The following is a 22,044-nucleotide window of genomic DNA, read 5'->3' on the forward strand; positions in this document are numbered from 1 at the left end:
GGCCGGGCCCGAGCGGCCGGTACGACCGCTCAGGGGCGGGGCGCGGCCGGGCGGGGGGGGGGGGGGGGGGCCTCCCCCCCCCCCCCCCCCCCCCCCCCCCCCCCCCCCCCCCCCCCCACGGGCGTCCCGCCGCGGGCCGGCGAGCGGCGCTCCTCATCCGCGTATGCGCATCAACTCGGCCACGAGGAAGGCGAGTTCCGCGGACTGCTCGGGGTTGAGCCGGGGATCGCAGAGGGTCTCGTAGCGGGCCACGAGGGCGGTGTCGTCGAGTTCGCAGGCGCCGCCCAGGCATTCGGTGACCGGGTCGCCGGTCAGCTCCACGTGCAGCCCGCCCGGATGGGTGCCGAGCGCCCGGTGCACCTCGAAGAAGCCGCGCACCTCGTCGAGGATGTCGTCGAAGTGCCGGGACTTGTAGCCGCTCTCGGTCTCCTTGGTGTTGCCGTGCATCGGGTCGCACTGCCACACCACCCGGTGGCCGAGCGCGGTGACCCGCTCCACGATCGGCGGCAGCACCTCGCGGATCCGCTCCCGGCCCATCCGCGAGATGAGCGTCAGCCGCCCGGGCACCCGGTCCGGGTCGAGCCGGCGGACGTACTCGACCGCCTGCTCGGGAGACGTGCCCGGCCCGATCTTCAGCCCGATCGGGTTGGCCAGCTGCGCGGCGAGGGCGATGTGCGCGCCGTCCAGGTCACGGGTGCGTTCCCCGATCCACAGGAAGTGCCCGGACAGGCCGTACAACGCCGTACGGCCGGTGTCCTCCTCGGCGACATGGCGCAGCAGGGCCCGCTCGTAGTCGAGCAGCAGCGCCTCGTGGGACGCGTACACCTCGGTGGTGTGCAGGGCCCGGTGGTCGGCGCCGCACGCCTTCATGAAGCGCAGGCCGCTGTCGATCTCGGAGGCGAGGGCGCTGAAGCTCTGTCCGGCGGGCGACAGCCGGACGAAGTCCTGGTTCCAGCCCTGCACCCGGTCCAGGTCGGCCAGGCCGGAGTCGGTCATCGCGCGCACGTGGTTGAGGGCGGCGGCGGAGTGGGCGTACGCCTCCACCATGCGGCCGGGATCCGCCACCCGGGCCGCGGGGACGGGCTCGGCGGAGTTGACGATGTCGCCACGGTAGACCGGCAGGTTCAGCTCGTCGGAGGGCTTCGAGCGGGGCTTGGCGAACTGTCCGGCGATCCGCGCGACCTTCACGACGGGCAGGCTCGCCCCGTACGTCAGGACGACGGCCATCTGCAGCAGGGTGCGGACGTTCGCGCGGACGTGCTCCCCGGTGTTGCCCTCGAACGTCTCCGCGCAGTCCCCGCCGTGCAGCAGGAACGCGCGCCCGTGGGCGACCTCGGCGAGCCGCCGGCGCAGCCGGTCGACTTCGCCGGGCAGGACGAGCGAGGGCAGCCGCTCCAGGGTGGCGCGCACCTCGCCGACTCGGGTGGGATCGGGGTACTCGGGCTGCTGGGCCGCGGGTCGGGCGAGAGCGTCGGCCACCCGTTCGGCCACGGCAGGGGGCAGCGCGGCGCTGCTCGCGGCGGCGGTGGTCTGTATGAGTGGAGGCATGTCCAGGACAGTAGGCAGGACACGGGGCACGCCCGGCCACTGCGCGGTAACCGGGTGCCCATCTGCCCGGGCGGCCTCAGCCCAGCTCGAAGAACTCCTGGTAGAGGGCGATCTGTTCGGCGAGCATCGGCTCTCCGTAGTGCACCGGCAGCCCCGCCTCCCGGGCCGTCCGCAGCAGGGCCGTGCACCGCGGCGACATGATGATGTCGGCCACCAGGGTGCCGGGCCGCAGGCCGGCCGGGTCGAAGGGCAGCGGGTCGCCGGGACGCAGTCCCATCGGGGTGGCGTTGACGGCGAGGTCCGCGTCGACATGCCCGGGGGCGGCGGCGAGACGGCCGGGGAAGTGCGGGGCGAGCCGGGCGGCCAGGGCGGCCGCGCGGTCCGGGTCCGCGTCCCACAGGGTGACCCGGGCGCCCGCCTGCAGCAGCGCCACCGCTATCGCCGAGCCGGCGCCCCCGGCGCCCGCCAGGCACACCGTCGCGCCGCGCGGCTCGTGGCCGGCGGCGCGCAGCCCGCGCACGAAGCCCTCGCCGTCGAAGTTCGCGCCCTCCCAGCCGCCCTCCGGCAGGCGGCGCAGCGCGTTGACCGAGCCGCTGAGCGCCGCGGCCTCGGAGACCCGGTCCGCCAGCACCCGGCAGGCCGTCTTGTGCGGGACGGTCACCAGCAGCCCGTCCAGGTTGCGAACGGCGGACAGCCCCCGGACGGCGTCCTCCAGCCGCGCCGGCGCCACGTCGACCGGCACCAGCACCGCGTCCCGCCCCAGCCGCACGAAGAGCGGATTGAGCAGGGCCGGCGCCCGCACCTGCGTCACCGGGTCGCCGAGCACCGCGTACAGGCGGGTGGTGCCGCTGATCACGTGCACGCTGTCCATGCCACGACCGCCTTCCGCGTGGGACCTGGAGCCGGGGAGACAGCATGACGATACGGCGGCACGGATGGCGGGCCATCCCCTGATGTCCCCCTGTCGGGCGGCCCGCTCCCGTCGCCCGGCCCCACAACCGCTGCGGCCGCACCGGCGGGACGAGCCCGTCCGGTACGGCCGCGGATCGAGGACCGCTGTCGTGTCCCCGTCGGCTAGGGGCGTCCCCGCTGACCGCGCAGGTGTTCCGCGATCGGCTTGAGCGCCTTGTCGAGTTCCGTCAGGGCCTCGGGGGACAGCAGGTCGATGAAGTGCCTGCGCACGGACGCCACATGGTGGGGCGCCACCTTCTGCATGGTCTCCATGCCGTGCTCGGTGAGGACGGCGTACAGCCCGCGGCGGTCGGACTCGCAGTGCTCACGCCGGACCAGGTCCGCGTTCTCCATCCGGGTGATCTGGTGGGAGAGGCGGCTCTTGGACTGGAGGGTGGCGGACGCGAGATCGCTCATGCGCATCCGCACATCCTCCGACTCGGAGAGGTTCACGAGGATCTCGTAGTCGTTCATCGTCAGGCCGAACGGCTGCAGGTCCTTTTCGAGCTGGTACGTCAACAGCCTGTTGACCTCCAGGTGGGTGCGCCAGGCGCACTGCTCCGCATCGGTCAGCCAGCGCGTGGCCGTCTCGGTCTCCATGAATGAAGTCTACCTAAAAGGTTGAAAGGTGAACTAGTGAGGGTGGTGTGACTGTGCGCACGCGTTCGATGTCACACTCCGCAGACTACCGCTCACAGCCCGAAGCGGCGCTGGAGGTCGCCCAGCTGTCCGGGAAGGCGCGGTGTGCCGCCCTGCTGTGGGGACCCTGTGAAGAGCCCCCCTCCACCGGGCACTCCGGCCTGCTGGGGAGTCGCCCCGGTGGGCTGTTCGGCCATCAGGACCTCGGTGGACTGCAGCAGCACCGTGCCGGCCCCCACGAACTCGAACTGGTGCTCCTCCCCGGAGGCCCCGCCGAGCCCCGTCAGTGCACGTAGACCGCCCATCACGCCGGTCATGTACCCATGGTCGTAGTGGTGGCACGGGGAGGGGCAGTCGGCCCAGCCCACAAGCGCTTGCGGGTCCACCCGGATCGGGGGCTCCATGAACACCACCGGGCCGTTGGAGGCGGCCACGAACTTTCCGGTTCCGATGAGGGTCACGAACCCGGGCACGATCGACTGCTTGAGTGACAGGCTTGGCTGAAAAGCGAGCAGGTTGCCCGAGCGAATGGTCAGATTGCCGTTGTCGAGGTCATAGGAATTGACGTCGAAGGCCCGGTCGGCGAGGAGCATCTTGCCCGAGCCCTGCGCCCCGACCCAGTCGGCGGCGTGCAAAGGCGAATGGAACGAGGTGCGGACGAGCCGGTCGAGCCGGTCGAGCCGGCCGTGCCCGATGCCGTCGAACTCGATCGACCCGTAGTAGGCGATCATCTTCCCCTTCTGCAGGAACCACTGGCTCCCCTTGAGCTCCACGCAGAAGGTGTAACTGTTCACGTTGTCGTCGGCCGGCAGCGTCATCGGGTCGTGGACCGTGGGACCGGCCCCCGGGTAGGTCGTCACAGCTTCTCCTCCGAGGCCTGCACGTACACCGAACCGCTGCCGCTCAGCTCCAGCTGGAAGGCCTCGCCGGAGCCGCGGCCCACCATGTCCCGCCAGCCCAGTGCCGTGGACAGCTTGTTGCGCACGTCACCGTGGTGGGCGACGTACGCCTGCGGGTCGACGTGGACCGGCCGCTGCGGGGTGATCGGGACCTCGAACACGCCTCCGTGGGCCATCACGGCCACCGCGCCGTGGCCCTTCAGGGTGGTGGTGAACAGGCCCTGGCCGGTGACCTGGCCGCGCACCATGCCCATCACGCCGCCCTGCGCGCCCATGAACATCGTGCCCTGCTCGAGCGTGCCCTCGAAGGCGAGCAGCCGGTCCGCCTCCACGTACAGCGTGTCGCCGGCGAGGGTGATGACCTGGACGTGGTGGCCGCCGTGACCGAAGAACACGGTGCCGCTGCCCTCCACCGTCATCAGCGGGGTGGCCTCGCCCGCGACCCGCCGCCCGATCATCGACATCAGCCCGCCCTGGCCGCCCTGCATGTTGGGCGTGAACGACACCTCGCCCTTGTAGGCGAGCATGGCGCCGCGCTGGCTGAACAGCCGCTGACCCGGCAGGACGGTCGCCTCGACCATCTTGGAGTTGATCTCACGCAGAGCCATGTCACACATCCCCCGCGATCGTGTTCCGCTCGCTCGGCTGCACGTACACCAGGCCGTCCCCCTCGAACCGGATCTGGAAGGCCTCGCCGCCGCCCTCACCCATGAGGGTGCGGAACGTCACACCGGACTGGAACGACTGCCGCAGGTTGCCCTGGTGCGCGATGTAGGCGCCGGGGTCGACGTTCAGCGGGTACTGCGCGCTGACCCGCAGCACGACCGCCGGACCGTCCGACATGATCGCCGCCTGCCCGTGCCCCTCGATCGTCGTGGTGAACAGCCCGTTGCCCTGCGAGGCCCCGCGCAGCCCGGTGAAGGTCGTCCCGGTGCGCAGCCCCCCGTCGGTGGCGAGCAGGTTGCTCGACTCCACGTACAGGGTGTCCCCCCGGAGCGCGACCAGGTTGATCTCGCTCGCCCGGTCGGCGAACCAGCAGGTCCCCTGCCCCCTCACCTCCATCAACGTCATCTGCTCGCCGGTGAGCCGCCGGGTCACCATGCCCCGGATGCCCTCACCGCCCCCGCTCAGTTTCTTGAAGGCCATCTGCCCGTCGTACGCGACCATGGAGCCGTTCTTCGCCTTGACGGCGTCTCCGGTCATGTCGACGGCGAGCACCTTGCTGCCTTGAAGTCGGAACATCGCCACGCAGCGACGTTAACCGCCGCCCGCCCCCGGCGCACAGAGCCCACAGGGGGAGAAAGTCCCTGAAGAACCCCCTAGGGCCCGCCGCCGGCCGACCCCCCGGCCCCCGTTCGCCCCGTCGTTTGCCACAATGGCTGAGCGTTTGTGCTTGCATTCACAAACCTGCCGTCACTCCCCGACCACCGAAGGTGCCCCGTGGACCTCAAGACCGCCTCCGCCCTCCGCCGCCTCCGCCTCGTCTCCGCGCCCGAGGCGGTCTCCTTCATCCTGCTGCTGGTCTGCTCGGTCCTGAAGCGGACCACGGACTTCAACGCGGTGCCGGTGATGGGCATGGTGCACGGCGTCCTGTTCGTCCTCTACGTGATCTTCTGGGCGGACGCCTGGAACCGCGCCAAGTGGGACCTGAAGACCGCTGCGCTCTACTTCGTCCTCTCCGTCCTGCCGACCGGCGGCTTCTTCGCCGAGCGCAAGCTCAAGCGGGCGGCCGAGGACGCGGTCATCGCCTCCCGCGCCCGCAAGGAAGGGGTCGTGAACGCATGATCGTCGCCTTCTCCGTGACGCCGCTGGGCGTCGGCGAGGACGTGGGGGAGTACGTCGCCGACGCCGTCCGCGTGGTCCGCGAGTCGGGCCTGCCCAACCGCACGGACGCCATGTTCACCTCGATCGAGGGCGAGTGGGACGAGGTCATGGACGTCGTCCGGCGCGCCGTCGCCGCGGTCGAGGCGCGGGCGCCGCGCGTCTCCCTGGTCCTGAAGGCGGACATCCGCCCCGGCGTGACCGACGGCCTGACCTCCAAGGTCGAGACGGTGGAACGCCACCTCGCCCGCTAGTCACAGACCCCGGCTCACCCGAGCCGGGGTTTTCTCGTCCCCCCTCTTTGAGCGACCGCTCAAAACCCTGTACCTTGAGCACCACTTGAGCGACCGCTCAAAAATCACCGGGCCGGGGGACGACGTGGGGCTCTACATAGAGGCGCGGATCCGCGCCGATCTCGACGATCTCTGGACGCGCACCCAGGACCCGGCGCAGCACGGGCGCTGGGACCTGCGCTTCACCGAGATCACCATGCTCCCGCCCGCCGAGGGCGAGCCGCAGCGCTTCCGTTACGCCACACGCGTGCTGCCCTTCCTGAAGATCGCCGGCACCGGAGTCTCGGCGGGCGAGCGCCGGCGCCCGGACGGCACCCGCACCTCCGCCCTCCGCTTCGCCTCCCCGCACCCCCTCTCCCTCCTCGCCGAGGGCAGTGGCTACTGGCGCTACATCCCCGACGGCGACGGCGTCCGCTTCCTCACCGGCTACGACTACCGCCCCCGCTGGGGCGTCCTGGGCGCCCTCGCCGACCGGCTGCTGCTGCGCCCGCTCATGGGCTGGGCGACGGCCTGGTCCTTCGACCGGCTGCGCCTGTGGCTGGAGCGGGACATCACCCCGGAACGCGCCCGCGCCAACTGGCTGGCCGAACTCCTCCTCCGCACCACCACGGCCGCCGTGTCCCTCACCCTCTTCGACTACGGCCACCTCCTGCCACCCGCCACCCCCTTCTCCCCCCTGCTGTCCTTCGCGACCCCCGTGCTGTCGCTGGTCGCCCTCTCCCTGGCCCTCCTGGCGCCCCCGCTGCCCACGACACCGGCCGCCCGCCGCTGCCTGCGCACCCCGCCCACCCACACGCATGCCCCGCGACTGCTGCGCACCCTGGAGGACCACCGATGACGACCTCGATCTTCCGCACGGTCATGGGCCCCGACTTCGACCGCCTCCACCCCCAGCTGCGGCGCCGCTTCTCGGTCGGCCTGGCGAGCGGCGAGGCGTGCACCGGCCGGGGCGTGATGGACCGCGTCTGGCACGGAGGGGCGTTCGTGAAGCCGTTCCTCGCCCTGGGGGCCACCCGCAACATCCTGGTTCCCCGGGCGGGCCGCCGGGTGCCGTTCGTGATCGAGAACGTTCCCTACACCGACCGCTACGGCCGTGAGACGGTGACCTTCGTACGCACCTTCGACCTGGGCCGTCCCCACCGCTTCGACGCCCAGATGGTGCTGAGCCCCAAGGGCGACCGCATCCTCGACTACCTGGGCACCCACCAGCACCTCGCCAGCGACCTCCACCTCCGCGCCGAGCCCGACGGCTCACTCCTCATCCGCTCCGGCGAGCACCGGTTCCGGGAGGGCCCGGTGGACGTGCGCGTCCCCGAACTGCTCGGCGCGACGGCCGAGGTCCGCGAGTCTTACGACGACTCCGCCGGCCGCTTCCGCATCAGCGTCCGCGTGGTCAACCGCCACTTCGGCCCGCTGTTCGGCTACGAGGGCTCCTTCACCGCCTCCTACACCCCTGCCCGCCCACGCCCCGACCTGCGCCCGGTCCGCGAAGAGCGGCGCGCATGAGTCCCGAGACGGCCAAGTCGCACGAAACGAAGACCAGACTCCTCGAGGGCGCGCTGCGCACGCTGACCGAGCAGGGCATCGCCAAGACGTCGGCCCGTACGATCGCGGCGGCGGCCGGGGTCAACCAGGCCCTGGTCTTCTACCACTTCGGCTCGGTGGACGAACTCCTCGCCGCGGCCTGCCGCTACGGGGCGGAACGCTCCGTCTCCCGCTACCGCGCCCGCCTCTCCTCGGTCACCTCGCTGTCCGAACTCCTCGCCGTGGGCCGGCGGATCCACGAGGAGGAACGCGCCGGCGGCCACGTGGCACTCCTGGGCCAGCTGCTGGCAGGCGCCCAGACCCACGCCACCCTCGGCCCCGCCACGGCGGCGGGCCTGGACCTGTGGATCACCGAGATCGACCAGGTCCTCACCCGGGTCCTCGCGGACACCCCCTTCGGCGAGTTCACCGACCCCGCGGGCCTGGCCCGCGCCGTGGCGGCGTCCTTCGTCGGCATCGAACTCTACGAACGGGTCGACATGCCCGGCGCAACCGCAGCCCTCGACGCACTGGACCAACTGGGCTCCCTGGTGGCGGCCCTGGACGAACTCGGCCCCGTCGCCCAACGAGCCGTGAGACACCACCTACGCCGCACCAAAACCCGCTGACACCCCCGCACCCGAGCACGCGCGGGAGCCCTCGTGCGATGGGGACGCACCCGCGGCCGAGTATGCGCAGGAGCCCTCGTGCGGCTGTGGGGACGCCCCCGCGGCCGAGTATGCGCGGGAGCCCTCGTGCGGCTGTGGGGACGCACCCCGCACCCGAGCACGCGCGGGAGCCCTCGTGCGGCTGTGGGGACGCACCCCGCACCCGAGTGCGCGCGGGGAGCCCCCGCGCGATGGCGACGCACCCGCGGCCGAGTACGCGCGGGAGCGGGTCGTGGCGGTGCGGTGGAGCCCGCCGCTTACCCGGTCCCCACGCCCTGGACCGTGGCAGCGGGCAGAGGGGCCCCACCCGCGGCGGGCTCACCGCACCGCCACGACCCCGACCCCCCACCGCCCGCCGCACACCCCGCCCGCGAAGCGACCCGCTCCGGACCGAAAGGCGAGACAGGGCTGACCAGCATATGACCGGCCGGTAAGGTCTGATGCCGTGCCGAAGCCGCTCAGTCTCCCGTTCGATCCCATCGCCCGCGCCGACGAACTCTGGAAGCAGCGCTGGGGAAACGTGCCGTCCATGGCGGCCATCACCTCGATCATGCGAGCGCACCAGATCCTGCTCGCCGAGGTCGACGCGGTGGTCAAGCCCTACGGACTGACCTTCGCACGGTACGAGGCCCTGGTGCTGCTCACCTTCTCCAAGGCCGGCGAGCTGCCGATGTCCAAGATCGGCGAGCGCCTGATGGTGCACCCCACCTCCGTGACGAACACCGTGGACCGGCTGGTGAAGTCCGGCCTGGTGGACCGCAGGCCCAACCCCAACGACGGCCGCGGCACCCTCGCCGTCATCACGGACAAGGGCCGCGAGGTGGTCGACGCCGCCACCCGCGACCTGATGGCGATGGACTTCGGCCTGGGCGTGTACGACGCGGACGAGTGCCAGGAGATCTTCGCGATGCTGCGCCCGCTGCGCGTGTCGGCGCACGACTTCGACGACGAGTGACACCAAGCCGGGCCCGGGACGAGATCTCCCGGATCGGCCGGTTACGCTCGAAGCCATGAAGAAGAGCGTGCTGACCCGCTACCGCGTCATGGCCTACGTAACCGGCGTGCTGCTGGTCCTGCTGTGCCTGAGCATGATCGCCAAGTACGGCCTGGACATGAACGGCGCCGCGGACTTCACCCGCGTCGTCGCCATCGCGCACGGCTGGCTCTACGTCGTCTACCTGGTCTTCGCCTTCGACCTGGGCTCCAAGGCGAAGTGGCCGGTCGGCAAGCAGCTCTGGGTCCTGCTCGCCGGGACCATCCCGACGGCGGCCTTCTTCGTGGAGCGCAAGATCAGCCACGAGCTGGAGTCACAGCTCGCCGGGGAGACCCCCGCGGTCGCCAAGGCCTGACCGTACCGCCGTACGAGTGCGTACGGCGGTCCCCCATCGACATTTACTTGGACGTCCTAGTAAATTCGAGGGTATGGACGCTGACGCCATCGAGGAGGGCCGCCGACGCTGGCAGGCCCGGTACGACGCCGCACGCAAGCGCGACGCAGACTTCACCACGCTCTCCGGGGACCCCGTGGAGCCGGTGTACGGGCCACGCCCGGGGGACGCCTACGACGGATTCGAGCGCATCGGCTGGCCGGGGGAGTACCCCTTCACGCGCGGGCTGTACCCGACCGGCTACCGGGGCCGGACCTGGACGATCCGCCAGTTCGCCGGGTTCGGCAACGCCGAGCAGACCAACGAGCGCTACAAGATGATCCTCGGCAACGGCGGCGGCGGCCTCTCCGTCGCCTTCGACATGCCGACACTGATGGGCCGCGACTCCGACGACCCGCGCTCGCTGGGCGAGGTCGGCCACTGCGGCGTGGCCATCGACTCGGCGGCCGACATGGAGGTGCTGTTCAAGGACATCCCGCTCGGCGACGTCACCACCTCCATGACCATCAGCGGACCGGCCGTCCCGGTCTTCTGCATGTACCTGGTCGCCGCCGAGCGCCAGGGCGTCGACCCGTCGGTCCTCAACGGCACGCTGCAGACCGACATCTTCAAGGAGTACATCGCGCAGAAGGAGTGGCTCTTCCAGCCCGAGCCGCACCTGCGCCTGATCGGCGACCTCATGGAGTACTGCGCGGCCGGCATCCCCGCCTACAAGCCGCTGTCCGTCTCCGGGTACCACATCCGCGAGGCCGGCTCCACGGCGGCGCAGGAGCTGGCGTACACCCTCGCGGACGGCTTCGGGTACGTGGAGCTGGGCCTGTCCCGCGGTCTGGACGTCGACGTCTTCGCCCCCGGCCTCTCCTTCTTCTTCGACGCGCACGTCGACTTCTTCGAGGAGATCGCCAAGTTCCGCGCGGCCCGGCGCATCTGGGCGCGCTGGATGCGGGACGTGTACGGCGCGACCTCCGAGAAGGCCCAGTGGCTGCGCTTCCACACGCAGACCGCCGGCGTCTCGCTGACCGCGCAGCAGCCGTACAACAACGTGGTGCGCACGGCCGTCGAGGCGCTCGCGGCGGTGCTCGGCGGGACCAACTCGCTGCACACCAACGCCTTGGACGAGACCCTGGCGCTGCCCAGCGAGCAGGCCGCGGAGATCGCCCTGCGCACCCAGCAGGTGCTCATGGAGGAGACCGGCGTCGCCAACGTCGCCGACCCGCTGGGCGGCTCCTGGTACGTCGAGCAGCTCACCGACCGCATCGAGGCCGACGCCGAGAAGATCTTCGAGCAGATCAAGGAACGGGGCCTGCGGGCGCACCCGGACGGGCAGCACCCGATCGGGCCCATCACCTCCGGGATCCTGCGCGGCATCGAGGACGGCTGGTTCACCGGCGAGATCGCCGAGTCCGCCTTCCGCTACCAGCAGGCCCTGGAGAAGGGCGAGAAGAAGGTCGTGGGCGTCAACGTCCACACCGGTTCCGTCACCGGCGATCTGGAGATCCTGCGGGTCAGCCACGAGGTGGAGCGGGAGCAGGTCCGGGTGCTGGCCGACCGCAAGGCCGCCCGGGACGAGGGCGCCGTGCGCTCCGCGCTGGAGGCGATGCTCACCGCCGCGCGCGAGGGCGCCAACATGATCGAGCCGATGCTGGACGCCGTACGGGCGGAGGCGACGCTCGGCGAGGTCTGCGGTGTGCTGCGTGACGAGTGGGGCGTCTACACCGAGCCCGCCGGTTTCTGACGGAGCGGGCGGAACCGATCCGCCCGCTCACGCGGTTCCGGCGAGACCGAGCAGCAGCACCCTGGTGAGGCCGCGCGCCCACTGCTCGTCCGCCGGTTCCGCGCTCACCAGGGTGCGGTGGACCACCGCACCCGCCACCACGTCGAAGATCAGGTCCGCGGTGCGGGCGGCCTCCTCCGGGTCCGCCGGCGCCGGAAGCTCGCCGCGCTCCTGCGCCCGCGTGCGGCCCTCCACCACCAGGCGCTTCTGCCGCTCCACGATGGACTGACGGATGCGCTCGCGCAGGGCCGCGTCCCGCGTCGACTCGGCGACCACCGCCATCAGGCCGCTCCTGGCCTCCGGGCGGGCCAGGATGGCGGCGAACTGCAGCACCACGCCCTCGATGTCGGCGGCCAGGGTGCCGCGGTCGGGGAGTTCGAGCTCGTCGAAGAGTTCCGCCACCGCGTCGACCACGAGCTCGTTCTTGCCCGCCCAGCGGCGGTAGAGGGTCGTCTTCGCCACTCCGGCGCGCGTCGCGACATCCTGGAGGGTGAGTTTCGACCAGCCGAGTTCCACCAGCGCCTGCCGCGTGGCGGCCAGGATCGCCGCGTCCGCGGCGGCGCTGCGCGGACGTCCCGCGGCGCGCGGGGCGGGTGTGCGGCTCTGCATGCCCTGACCATAACCGGCGGATGCCGTGATGCCGTGAGGGAGATCACCGGAATCCGGTTTCGCTCGGGCACCCCGTGCTATTACGCTACGGGTCGTAGCGAAAGTTCGAGTGACGACCACTGGCGAGGGTGGGGACCCGGCGCCGAACGCACACGGCGGACCGGCTTGCCGCCGCTTTTCACAACACGCGCACTCACGGGGGAGGATAGACGCATGCAGCCACGGAACATGTCCATGAGCGGAGTCGTCGACCTCGCCGCGGTGAAGGCGGCCCAGGAGGCCAAGGCGAAGGCGGAGCAGGCGCGCGCCGAAGCGGCACGGCAGGGCGGGGGAGGCGCGGTCTCGCCGGTCGACCTCGTGATCGACGTCGACGAGGCGTCCTTCGAACTCGACGTCCTCCAGCGGTCCGCCGAGGTGCCCGTCGTCATCGACTTCTGGGCCGAGTGGTGTCAGCCCTGCAAGCAGCTGAGCCCGGTCCTGGAGCGGCTCGCCGTCGAATACAACGGCCGGTTCCTGCTCGCCAAGATCGATGTCGACGCGAACCAGATGCTGATGCAGCAGTTCGGGGTCCAGGGGATCCCGGCGGTGTTCGCGGTGGTCGCCGGCCAGGCGCTGCCTCTCTTCCAGGGCGCCGCGGGCGAGGCGCAGATCCGGCAGACCCTGGACCAGCTGGTGCAGGTCGCCGAGCAGCGCTTCGGCCTGACCGGCCTTGTCGTCGACCCGGACGCCGAGCCGGGCGGCGCGGCGGCCCCCGAGAAGCCCGCGAGTCCCCACGACGCGCTGCTCGACGCCGCCGTGCGGGCCCTGGACGCCGGCGACCTGGGCGGCGCCATCCAGGCGTACCGCAACGTGCTCAGCGCCGACCCGGCCGACCCGGAGGCCAAACTCGGCCTCGCACAGGCCGAGTTGCTGCAGCGGGTGCAGGGTGTGGACCCGCAGCGGGCCCGCCGGGAGGCGGCCGAGAAGCCGGCCGACGTGCAGGCGCAGATCACCGCCGCCGACCTGGACCTGGTGGGCGGACACGTCGAGGACGCCTTCGGGCGGCTCATCGACACCGTGCGGCGCACGGCGGGCGACGACCGGGACGCCGTACGTCTGCGGCTGCTGGAGCTGTTCGAGGTGGTGGGGGCGGAGGACCCGCGGGTGGCCGCCGCGCGCCGGGCGCTGGCGCGCGCCCTGTTCTGAGCGGGGTGCGGATTCTGTCCTGAACGGGGTGTGCGTCCTGTTCTGAGCGGGGTACAGGCCCCGTTCTGACCAGTCGTTAAACGCCCGGGCCCGTGATGCCCGAGTGAAAGATCTGTCGACGGCGTCGCAGTGCGGCCGCGCTTTACCAAATCTTGGTAATCGCGGCCGCTGTTACTGCCAGTAAGTTACGGGCGTCTGTCTGTCGGATTTCGTCCAGTGATCAATAGTTTTGTCCCCCGGCTCGACGGCACCCTGCGTCGCCGTCCGAGACCTCCGAGCCGTTCTTCGGTTATCCGGCCGTTACTAGCCAGTAACGAACCCCCTTGTGCGGGCGGCGAGAATGCACCACGATCGGCCACGCTCGGTCCGTTCCCGTACCCCGACAGCCGGTCGGGTCGCGGGAGTTCCAGGGTCCCCACCGAGCAGAGCCGGCGTCACGGACGCCGGTTCTCGGACAGGGGGGTCTTCGCCCACCCGGCGAAGCCTGTCCGGCAAGGTTGTGCGTGATGCGTGTCAGGCGCGACCAGTGGTTGTCGCTCGGGGGTGATCGCCGGTGATTCGGGCGCGTTTCTCGCGCCGCCGAGCGCGGGCGCTCTCCTTCCCGAGGACGTAGCACTTCTCCCATCCCTGCCCGGCTGAGCCGCCGTCTGGAGGCAGTCAGGGTCAGGAGATGTACGTCCGAGAAGGAGGAAATATGGAGTCCCAGGTGCGTGGCGGGACCAGATGGAAGCGGTTCGCTGTGGTCATGGTGCCCAGCGTCGCCGCAACGGCCGCGATAGGCGTCGCCCTCGCGCAGGGCGCCCTCGCCGCGTCCTTCAGCGTGTCCGGTCAGCAGTTCAAGGTGACCGCAGACTCTCTGGTGGGCAACGGCTTCTCGCAGTACGGCGCGCTTGACGCGGGGTACACCCTCGACGGCAAGAAGACGGTCCACCCGGTTGCGGTCTCGGCGTTCAAGTCCGCGACCATCAAGGGCCTGTGCCAGTCCGTGGTCACCCCGGACATCCCGATTCTGGGCAACGTCAGCCTCATCCTGAAGGCGGGCGGCGGCGCCACGCCGGTCGAGGCGGACAACCTCTACATCGACCTCGACGAACTGAGCGCCGACGCGACGTTCACGAACATCGACATCGGTGTGGCCGCCAAGGACGCCACCAAGGGTCCCGGCATGAAGGGCGGCGGCGAGCAGGCGAACCCGTACGGATTCGCCCAGCAGGCCGAGAAGGCCGAGCTGAGCAACGTGAAGCAGACGGCGTGGGCCACCACCGCCGGAACCTTCAAGCTCAGCGGCCTGAAGATGTCGGTGTCGACGGGTGTCAAGGAGTGCTACTAAGCACTCGATGACGGGCGGGGGAGCCTATGGCGCCCCCGCCCGTCCCCTCTCTTCCCGCTTTCTTCACGTATTGCCCAACTCGGCACCACCGCACCACCACGCATCACCACCGCACCAACACCACAGCAACGCCGCACCAGGGAGCTGTTTTCCATGAGCGCCGAGACTCCTGCCGCACCCGGCCAGATCAGCCGCCGGAGGCTGCAGTTCCGCGCCTGGCGGGGCACGCGGCCGTTCTGGGCCGGGTTGTTCGTCCTGCTCGCCGGCTTTCCGATCATGTACTTCCCGTACGCGCATCTCCAGGTCGGTCACCTGACGTTGGCGATGGCCACCACCGGGGGTGCCGGCTCCCTGATCATCGGCGTGCTGCTCGTCGTCCTGGGTGTCAGCCTCTGGTTCCAGAAGCACGTGCGCACCTTCGCGGGCGTCGCGGCGATCCTGCTGGCCCTGGTCTCCATCCCGGTGTCCAACCTCGGCGGCTTCCTCATGGGCTTCCTGCTCGCGATGGTCGGCGGGGCCATGGCCGTGGCGTGGGTGCCGGGTGATCCGTCCGCAGAGGAGCCGGTCCACAAGGACATGGCGGGCACGGGCGGCGCCCCTGTGACGGCCGGCCCGGACGCCACGGCGCCCGAGCCCGCCCAGGCGCCGACCGCGGTGCCGGCCGAGACGCCGTCCGAGGCGCCGGCCGAGACGAGCGAGCCGAACGATCTGTCAGGAACGAGCCCGGCCAACGGGGCGAACGGGAGGCACAGTGCCGGCTGACGAGGTGGCCCACGGGACTGACGTGGACGCGTCCCGTGCGAGAACCGGGCCGCGTCACGCGGCACCCAAGAAGCCGCTGTTCACCAGGTTCCACATGCCGGCCGGCAAGGCGATAGCCACGGTGGCGATGCCGACCGCGGTGCTGATGGGGATGGGGTTCACGTCGACCCTCGCCCTCGCCGACAGCAACGGCTCCTCGCCGTCGCCGACGGCGAAGAGCCTGACCGCCGACGAGTACAAGGACTGCGTGACCGCCCTGACGGACTCGGGCGCGTCGGCCTCGCCGTCGCCGTCCGCCTCCGCGAGCAGCACCGACACCGCGACGCCCACGCCGTCGTCCACCGCCGGCACGTCGGAGAACTCCTCGGACACCGGCACGGGTTCGGACACGGGCACGGACTCCTCGTCGGGTTCGGGCTCCGGCGACCAGGCCACACCCACGCCCACGCCGTCCACCGGTACGTCGGGTTCGGGCTCCGACGCCACCGCCACGCCGACCCCGACCGCGTCCGAGAGCGGCAACCTGCTCGACACCATCGGCGACACGATCGGCGACATCTTCACCGGCGGCGGCGACACGGCCACCGCCGACCCGACGCCGACCGCGTCGGCGTCGCCGAGCGCGACCGCGGACTCCTCCTCGTCGTCCTCGGCGTCGTCGAAGCCGACGTCGAAGTCCTCGGACAGCGGTACGGCCGGTACGGCCGGCGACACGGTGAAGGACGTGACCGACACGGCGACCGCGGCGGCCCAGGACGCCACCGCCACGCCGGCTCCGACCGCGTCCGCCACGCCCTCCGCCAGCGCCTCGCCCAGCCCGAGTACGTCCGCCGGGGACTGCCCGGCCGCCACGGACGACGTCAGCGGCGTCGACAACAAGGTGCCGGTGGCGGACGACCCCTGGTACCTCAACGCCAGCTCCCTGCTGCTGAAGGGCGCCGACTACCAGGGCATCGTCGAGGTGAAGACGGCCAACGGCACCAAGAAGAAGGCGCTGAAGTACGTCATCTCCGGCGGCACCGACATCGGCGACCTGCACCAGACGGTCAAGGACCAGCAGTCCGGCAAGACCTACCACGTCCAGGCCGGCAAGGGCACGACGTCCACGATCCGCGACGGCGACACGGTGATGTACACCGAAAGCATCTCCGGCAACCTGTTCGGCCTGATCCCGATCACGTTCAGCCCGGACAACCCGCCGCCGCTGAACATCCCGCTGATCTACTTCACCAACGTCAAGGTCGTGCAGGCCGCCCAGTTCGGCGGCACCCTGCACGTGCCCGGGATGCACCTGTACACCACCGACGGCACCGGCTGACCGCCGCCACGAACCCGTTCGGGAGCCGCACAAGCCGAGGGCGCCCCCTGGTCCCAGGGGGCGCCCTCGGTGTCGTACAGGTCCGGTCGTACGGCTCCGGTCGTACGGGTGCGCGCGGGCGGTCCGCGCGCGGCGTCAGTCGTTCTCGCCGCCGCCGAGGTGGTGGACGCGGACCATGTTGGTGGTGCCGGGGACGCCGGGCGGCGAGCCGGCGGTGATGATCATGATGTCGCCGTCGTTGTACCGGCCCAGCTTCATGACCTCCTGGTCGACCAGGTCGACCATCTCGTCGGTGCTGTTGACGAACGGCACGACGTGCGACTCCACGCCCCAGCTGAGCGTGAGCTGGTTGCGGGTGCCCTCGTCGGTGGTGAAGGCGAGGATCGGCTGGGTGGCGCGGTAGCGGCACAGCCGGCGGGCGGTGTCACCGGACTTGGTGAAGGCGATCAGGGTCTTGCCGCCCAGGAAGTCCGCGATCTCGCACGCGGCGCGCGCGACCGAACCGCCCTGCGTGCGCGGCTTCTTGCCCGGCACCAGCGGCTGCAGGCCCTTGCTGAGCAGCTCCTGCTCGGCCGCCGTGACGATCTTCGACATCGTCTTGACGGTCTCGACCGGGTACGCGCCCACGCTCGACTCGGCGGACAGCATGACCGCGTCGGCCCCGTCCAGGATCGCGTTGGCCACGTCGGACGCCTCGGCGCGGGTCGGACGGGAGTTGGTGATCATCGACTCCATCATCTGGGTCGCCACGATCACCGGCTTGGCGTTGCGCCGGCACAGCTCGATCAGGCGCTTCTGCACCATGGGGACCTTCTCGAGCGGGTACTCGACGGCCAGGTCGCCGCGGGCCACCATCACGGCGTCGAACGCCGCGACGACGTCCTCCATGTTCTCCACCGCCTGCGGCTTCTCCACCTTGGCGATGACGGGGACGCGGCGGCCCTCCTCGTCCATGACCTTGTGGACGTCGGCGACGTCCTTGGCGTCCCGCACGAAGGACAGGGCGACCATGTCGCAGCCCATGCGCAGCGCGAACCGGAGGTCCTCGACGTCCTTCTCGCTCAGCGCCGGCACGTTCACCGCCGCGCCGGGCAGGTTGATGCCCTTGTGGTCGGAGACCACGCCGCCCTCGACGACGACCGTCCGCACCCGCGGGCCCTCGACGTCCAGCACCTTCAGCTCGACGTTGCCGTCGTTGATCAGGATCTGGTCGCCGCGCGCGACGTCGCCGGGCAGGCCCTTGTAGGTCGTGCCGCAGATGCTCTTGTCGCCGGGGACGTCCTCGGTGGTGATGACGAACTCGTCACCCCGCTCGAGCTCCACCGGGCCCTCGGCGAAGGTCTCCAGGCGGATCTTCGGACCCTGCAGGTCGGCGAGGACGCCGATGGCCCGGCCGGTCTCCTTGGCCGCGGCCCGGACGCGGTCGTACCGCCCCTGGTGCTCGGCGTGGGTGCCGTGGCTGAAGTTGAACCGGGCCACGTTCATGCCGGCCTCGATCATGGAGACCAGCATCTCGTGGGAGTCGACCGCGGGGCCGAGAGTACAGACGATTTTCGAACGGCGCATGGGGCGATCCTATCGGTTTGTTTCGCCGCGGAATATTCCGTCTGGCGGAAGATACAAATGGGCGGGGCCGCGCTCAGGCGTGTTACCGGCGTGTATTCCTCGGCTGTTGTCTAGCGGTTCTTTCCGACCAGTGCGTAGGTCTGCGTCGCGATCTCCAGTTCCTCGTCCGTCGGCACCACGGCGACGGCCACCCGCGCGTCCGCGGGCGAGATCAGCCGCGGTCCGGTGCCGGGCGCCGTGTTCAGCGCGGCGTCGACCGCCAGGCCCAGCTCCTCCAGGCCCGCCACGGCGGCCTCCCGCACCGATGCCGCGTTCTCGCCGACTCCGGCGGTGAAGGCGACCGCGTCCACCCGTCCGAGCACGGCGTAATAGGCGCCAATGTACTTCTTCAAACGGTGAATGTAGATGTCGAAGGCCAGCCGCGCCTGTTCGTCACCTTCACCGATACGGCGCCGGATCTCCCGCATGTCGTTGTCACCGCACAGCCCGATCAGTCCGCTCCTCTTGTTGAGAAGAGTGTCGATCTCGTCGGTGGACATTCCCCCTACGCGCATCAAATGGAAGATGACGGCCGGGTCCATGTCCCCGGACCGCGTACCCATCACCAGGCCCTCCAAAGGCGTCAGTCCCATGGAGGTGTCCACGCACTTCCCGGCCCGCACGGCCGACGCGGACGCGCCGTTGCCCAGGTGCAGCACGATCAGGTTGACGTCCTCGGGCGCCCTGCCCAGCAGCTTCGCCGTCGCCCGGGACACGTAGGCGTGCGAGGTCCCGTGAAACCCGTAGCGCCGGATGCGGTGGGCGTCGGCCGTGGCCACGTCGATCGCGTACCGGGCGGCCGACTCCGGCATCGTGGTGTGGAACGAGGTGTCGAAGACGGCGACCTGGGGCAGGTCGGGGCGCAGCGCCCGCGCGGTGCGGATGCCGGTGAGGTTGGCCGGGTTGTGCAGCGGGGCCACCGGGATCAGCCGCTCGATCTCGTCGAGCACGGTGTCGTCGATCACGGTCGGCTCGGTGAAGTGCATGCCGCCGTGCACCACCCGGTGCCCGATGGCGGCGAGTTCGGGCGAGTCGAGTCCGAGCCCGTCCCTGGCCAGTTCGTCGGCGACGGCCTTCAGGGCGGCGTCGTGGTCGGCGATGGGCCCGTTGTGTTCCCGGGTCACGCCGGTGGCCGACGGCGTGTGCCGCAGCCGCGAGGTCTGCTCGCCGATGCGCTCGACGAGACCCACCGCCAGCCGGCAGCTCTCGCGCATGTCGAGAAGCTGGTACTTCACCGAGGAGGAGCCGGAGTTGAGGACGAGCACGCGGGCGGGGGGCGCCGGGCGCGGATCGTCGGGCAGGGCGGCGCTGGGCGACGGGTGGGAGGTCACGGGGCGGGAACCTTCTCGGTCGGGGACTGGGCCTGGATCGCCGTGATGGCGACCGTGTTCACGATGTCCTGGACGAGCGCGCCCCGGGACAGGTCGTTGACCGGCTTGCGCAGCCCCTGCAGCACAGGTCCGACCGCGATCGCCCCGGCCGAGCGCTGCACGGCCTTGTAGGTGTTGTTGCCGGTGTTGAGGTCGGGGAAGATCAGCACGCTCGCCTGCCCGGCCACCTCGGACTCCGGCAGCTTCGTCGCCGCGACCGTCGGCTCGACGGCGGCGTCGTACTGGATGGGCCCCTCGATCTTCAGGTCCGGCCGCCGCGAACGCACCAGTTCCGTCGCCTCGCGCACCTTGTCGACGTCGGCGCCGAAGCCGGAGGTGCCGGTGGAGTACGACAGCATCGCGATCCGCGGTTCCACCCCGAACTGCTCGGCGGTGGCCGCCGACTGGACGGCGATGTCGGCGAGCTGCGCCGCGTCCGGGTCGGGGTTCACCGCGCAGTCGCCGTAGACCAGCACCTTGTCGGTGAGGCACATGAAGAAGACCGAGCTGACGATCTTGGTGTCCGGCTTGGTCTTGATGATCTCGAACGCGGGCCGGATGGTGGCGGCCGTGGAGTGCACCGAGCCGGACACCATGCCGTCGGCGAGCCCCTGCTCGACCATCAGCGTGCCGAAGTAGTTGGCGTCCGAGACGACGTCGTACGCCAGCTCCACCGTGACGCCCTTGTGGGCGCGCAGCTTCGCGTACTTCTCGGCGAAGGCGTCCCGCAGCTCGGAGGTGGCCGGGTCGATCAGCTGCGCCTCGCCCAGGTCGATGCCGATGTCGGCGGCCTTCTTGCGGATCTGCTCGACCGGGCCGAGCAGCACGAGGTCGCACACCCCGCGGCGCAGCAGCACCTCGGCGGCGTGCAGGACGCGCTCCTCGGTCCCCTCGGGCAGTACGACGCGGCGCCGGTCGGAGCGGGCCTGCTCCAGCAGCTTGTGCTCGAACATCATGGGCGTGACGCGGTCGGTGGTGGGCGCGGACACCCGCCCGAGCAGGGCGGCGGTGTCCACGTAGCGCTCGAAGACGCCGAGCGCCATCTCCGCCTTGCGCGGGGTCGCCGCGTTCAGCTTGCCCTCCAGGGCGAACAGCTGCTCGGCGGTCGGGAAGCTCATGCCGGGCACCGAGAGCACCGGGGTGCCCGGGGCCAGCCGGGAGGCCAGGGTGAGGACGTCCTCGCCGGGGGCCTCGCCCAGGGTCAGCAGCACACCGGCGATCGGCGGGGTGCCGGCGCTGTGCGCGGCGAACGAGCCGACCACCAGGTCGGCGCGGTCGCCCGGGGTGACCACCAGGCAGCCGGGCGTCAGGGCGTCGAGGAACTTCGGCAGCATCGCGCCGCCGAAGACGAAGTCGAGGGCGTCCCGGGCGAGCCCGGAGTCGTCGCCCAGCACGATCCTGGCGTCCAGCGCCTGGGCGATCTGCGCGACGGTCGGCGCGGAGAGGGCCGGCTCGTCGGGCAGGACGTAGCAGGGCACCGGCAGCCGGGCCTCCAGCCGCTCGGCGATCACCTCACGGTCCTGGCGGTCGACCCGGTTGACGACCATGGCGAGGACGTCGCAGCCCAGCCCGTGGTACGCCCGGTAGGCGTTGCGCGTCTCGGCGCGCACCGACTCGGCGGTCTGCCTGCGGCCGCCCACCACCGGGATCACCGACGCGCCGAACTCGTTGGCGAGGCGGGCGTTCAGCGAGAGCTCGTCCGGCAGCTGGGTGTCGGCGAAGTCGGTGCCGAGGACGAGGACGACGTCGTAGTCGCGCGCGACCCGGTGGAACCGGTCGACCAGGGTCGACACCAGCTCGTCGGTGCCCTGTTCGGCCTGCAGCGCGGACGCCTCCTGGTAGTCCATGCCATAGACCGTGGCCGGGTCCTGGACCAGCCGGTACCGGGCACGCAGCAGCTCGAAGAGGCGGTCGGGGCTGTGGTGGACGAGCGGGCGGAACACGCCGACCCGGTCGACCTGCCGGGTCAGGAGCTCCATCACGCCCAGCTCCACGACCTGGCGGCCGTCGCCGCGGTCGATACCGGTCACGTACACGCTGCGCGTCACGCGTGCTCTCCGTTCGTCTCTCGGGGTTTCGGTCTTTTCCGGGTTTTCCGGGGTCTCGGGTCTCGGGGCCCCGGGGCCTTGGTGTCGCCGGGCGGGAGGCGGGGTGCGCACGCGCGGTGCGGAAATCGCCCACCGGGGTGAGCGCAGCCCTCTTGACAGTACCTCCGCCCCTGGCCGGAGCACCGTTCCGCGGCAAGATCGGGACCAATGGCCCACACGGCTTCCGTCCGGGAGGGACCGGACAGAAGCACTGTGGCCTTGTGCGGCATGGAACAATCGAACTGGCTCACCGGAACCAGCAATCCGGCTCAT

22 protein-coding genes are annotated in these 22,044 nt (G+C 71.0%); 12 read left to right on the plus strand and 10 right to left on the minus strand.

Annotation, left to right across the window (positions count from 1 at the left end; genetic code table 11):
- Positions 1-153: 153 nt before the first annotated feature.
- From ACZ5GT_RS36685 to ACZ5GT_RS36710, 6 genes are all read right to left on the minus strand, one after another.
- A complete protein-coding gene (locus ACZ5GT_RS36685; RefSeq protein ID WP_469035205.1) occupies positions 154-1,548 on the minus strand; it encodes a class II 3-deoxy-7-phosphoheptulonate synthase in 1,395 nt (464 codons plus the stop codon).
- Between the two features lie 76 nt (positions 1,549-1,624).
- A complete protein-coding gene (locus ACZ5GT_RS36690; RefSeq protein WP_469035207.1) occupies positions 1,625-2,419 on the minus strand; it encodes a shikimate dehydrogenase family protein in 795 nt (264 codons plus the stop codon).
- A 203-nt stretch (positions 2,420-2,622) separates the two neighbouring features.
- Positions 2,623-3,099, minus strand: a complete 477-nt coding sequence (locus ACZ5GT_RS36695; protein WP_469035209.1) for a MarR family winged helix-turn-helix transcriptional regulator — start codon at positions 3,097-3,099, stop codon at positions 2,623-2,625.
- Between the two features lie 92 nt (positions 3,100-3,191).
- Positions 3,192-3,998, minus strand: a complete 807-nt coding sequence (locus ACZ5GT_RS36700; protein ID WP_469035211.1) for an AIM24 family protein — start codon at positions 3,996-3,998, stop codon at positions 3,192-3,194.
- Positions 3,995-4,645, minus strand: coding sequence for an AIM24 family protein (locus tag ACZ5GT_RS36705; RefSeq protein WP_469035213.1), 651 nt, complete (start codon positions 4,643-4,645; stop codon positions 3,995-3,997). Before ACZ5GT_RS36705 ends, ACZ5GT_RS36700 begins: the two co-directional genes overlap by 4 nt.
- A 1-nt stretch (position 4,646) precedes the next feature.
- The gene (locus tag ACZ5GT_RS36710) at positions 4,647-5,279 is read right to left on the minus strand and encodes an AIM24 family protein (protein WP_469035279.1); all 633 of its coding nucleotides are present in this window, start codon (positions 5,277-5,279) and stop codon (positions 4,647-4,649) included.
- A gap of 198 nt (positions 5,280-5,477) precedes the next feature.
- Here ACZ5GT_RS36710 and ACZ5GT_RS36715 point away from each other — a divergent pair, with 198 nt between their 5' ends.
- The 8 genes from ACZ5GT_RS36715 to ACZ5GT_RS36750 all read left to right on the plus strand — a co-directional run bounded on the left by ACZ5GT_RS36715 (position 5,478) and on the right by ACZ5GT_RS36750 (position 11,466).
- On the plus strand, positions 5,478-5,822 hold the full coding sequence (locus ACZ5GT_RS36715) for a DUF3817 domain-containing protein (protein ID WP_469035215.1): 345 nt from the start codon (positions 5,478-5,480) through the stop codon (positions 5,820-5,822).
- A complete protein-coding gene (locus ACZ5GT_RS36720; RefSeq protein WP_189986363.1) occupies positions 5,819-6,112 on the plus strand; it encodes an MTH1187 family thiamine-binding protein in 294 nt (97 codons plus the stop codon). Before ACZ5GT_RS36715 ends, ACZ5GT_RS36720 begins: the two co-directional genes overlap by 4 nt.
- 124 nt (positions 6,113-6,236) lie before the next feature.
- Positions 6,237-6,989: a hypothetical protein gene (locus ACZ5GT_RS36725; protein WP_469035282.1), complete on the plus strand. Its 753-nt coding sequence runs from the start codon at positions 6,237-6,239 to the stop codon at positions 6,987-6,989.
- Positions 6,986-7,657: a DUF4166 domain-containing protein gene (locus ACZ5GT_RS36730; RefSeq protein ID WP_469035220.1), complete on the plus strand. Its 672-nt coding sequence runs from the start codon at positions 6,986-6,988 to the stop codon at positions 7,655-7,657. Before ACZ5GT_RS36725 ends, ACZ5GT_RS36730 begins: the two co-directional genes overlap by 4 nt.
- A complete protein-coding gene (locus tag ACZ5GT_RS36735; RefSeq protein WP_469035222.1) occupies positions 7,654-8,304 on the plus strand; it encodes a TetR/AcrR family transcriptional regulator in 651 nt (216 codons plus the stop codon). The genes ACZ5GT_RS36730 and ACZ5GT_RS36735 overlap by 4 nt, the downstream gene beginning before the upstream one ends.
- A 484-nt stretch (positions 8,305-8,788) precedes the next feature.
- A complete protein-coding gene (locus ACZ5GT_RS36740) occupies positions 8,789-9,298 on the plus strand; it encodes a MarR family winged helix-turn-helix transcriptional regulator (RefSeq protein WP_324784776.1) in 510 nt (169 codons plus the stop codon).
- Positions 9,299-9,353: 55 nt separating this feature from the next.
- Positions 9,354-9,692 (plus strand): DUF3817 domain-containing protein, encoded by a 339-nt coding sequence (locus ACZ5GT_RS36745; protein ID WP_469035224.1) that lies wholly within the window; start codon positions 9,354-9,356, stop codon positions 9,690-9,692.
- A 73-nt stretch (positions 9,693-9,765) separates the two neighbouring features.
- Positions 9,766-11,466 carry an acyl-CoA mutase large subunit family protein gene (locus ACZ5GT_RS36750; protein WP_469035226.1) on the plus strand — a complete coding sequence of 567 codons (1,701 nt, stop codon included), beginning with the start codon at positions 9,766-9,768 and terminating at the stop codon, positions 11,464-11,466.
- Positions 11,467-11,493: 27 nt separating this feature from the next.
- On the opposite strand, the gene ACZ5GT_RS36755 is transcribed toward ACZ5GT_RS36750, so the two are convergent.
- Positions 11,494-12,114: a TetR/AcrR family transcriptional regulator gene (locus ACZ5GT_RS36755; RefSeq protein WP_469035228.1), complete on the minus strand. Its 621-nt coding sequence runs from the start codon at positions 12,112-12,114 to the stop codon at positions 11,494-11,496.
- Positions 12,115-12,327: 213 nt separating this feature from the next.
- Between ACZ5GT_RS36755 and ACZ5GT_RS36760 the strand changes: the two genes are divergently transcribed.
- The 4 genes from ACZ5GT_RS36760 to ACZ5GT_RS36775 all read left to right on the plus strand — a co-directional run bounded on the left by ACZ5GT_RS36760 (position 12,328) and on the right by ACZ5GT_RS36775 (position 16,709).
- Complete coding sequence (locus tag ACZ5GT_RS36760; protein ID WP_469035230.1) at positions 12,328-13,299, plus strand: tetratricopeptide repeat protein; 972 nt, start codon at positions 12,328-12,330, stop codon at positions 13,297-13,299.
- Positions 13,300-13,993: 694 nt separating this feature from the next.
- Positions 13,994-14,629, plus strand: coding sequence for a DUF6230 family protein (locus ACZ5GT_RS36765; RefSeq protein ID WP_469035232.1), 636 nt, complete (start codon positions 13,994-13,996; stop codon positions 14,627-14,629).
- Between the two features lie 153 nt (positions 14,630-14,782).
- Entirely contained in the window at positions 14,783-15,391 is a 609-nt protein-coding gene (locus tag ACZ5GT_RS36770) for a DUF6114 domain-containing protein (protein WP_469035234.1), read from the plus strand.
- The gene (locus ACZ5GT_RS36775; RefSeq protein ID WP_469035236.1) at positions 15,381-16,709 is read left to right on the plus strand and encodes a hypothetical protein; all 1,329 of its coding nucleotides are present in this window, start codon (positions 15,381-15,383) and stop codon (positions 16,707-16,709) included. The genes ACZ5GT_RS36770 and ACZ5GT_RS36775 overlap by 11 nt, the downstream gene beginning before the upstream one ends.
- Positions 16,710-16,844: 135 nt before the next feature.
- Here the strand turns inward: ACZ5GT_RS36775 and pyk are convergent, their stop codons facing one another.
- From pyk to pta, 3 genes are all read right to left on the minus strand, one after another.
- Positions 16,845-18,275: a pyruvate kinase gene (gene pyk / locus ACZ5GT_RS36780; RefSeq protein ID WP_469035238.1), complete on the minus strand. Its 1,431-nt coding sequence runs from the start codon at positions 18,273-18,275 to the stop codon at positions 16,845-16,847.
- A gap of 110 nt (positions 18,276-18,385) precedes the next feature.
- Positions 18,386-19,615, minus strand: coding sequence for an acetate kinase (locus tag ACZ5GT_RS36785; protein ID WP_469035284.1), 1,230 nt, complete (start codon positions 19,613-19,615; stop codon positions 18,386-18,388).
- A gap of 26 nt (positions 19,616-19,641) precedes the next feature.
- The gene (gene pta / locus ACZ5GT_RS36790; RefSeq protein WP_469035240.1) at positions 19,642-21,732 is read right to left on the minus strand and encodes a phosphate acetyltransferase; all 2,091 of its coding nucleotides are present in this window, start codon (positions 21,730-21,732) and stop codon (positions 19,642-19,644) included.
- Positions 21,733-22,044: the final 312 nt, after the last annotated feature.

It is taken from the genome of Streptomyces sp. NPDC031340, from assembly GCF_055569945.1.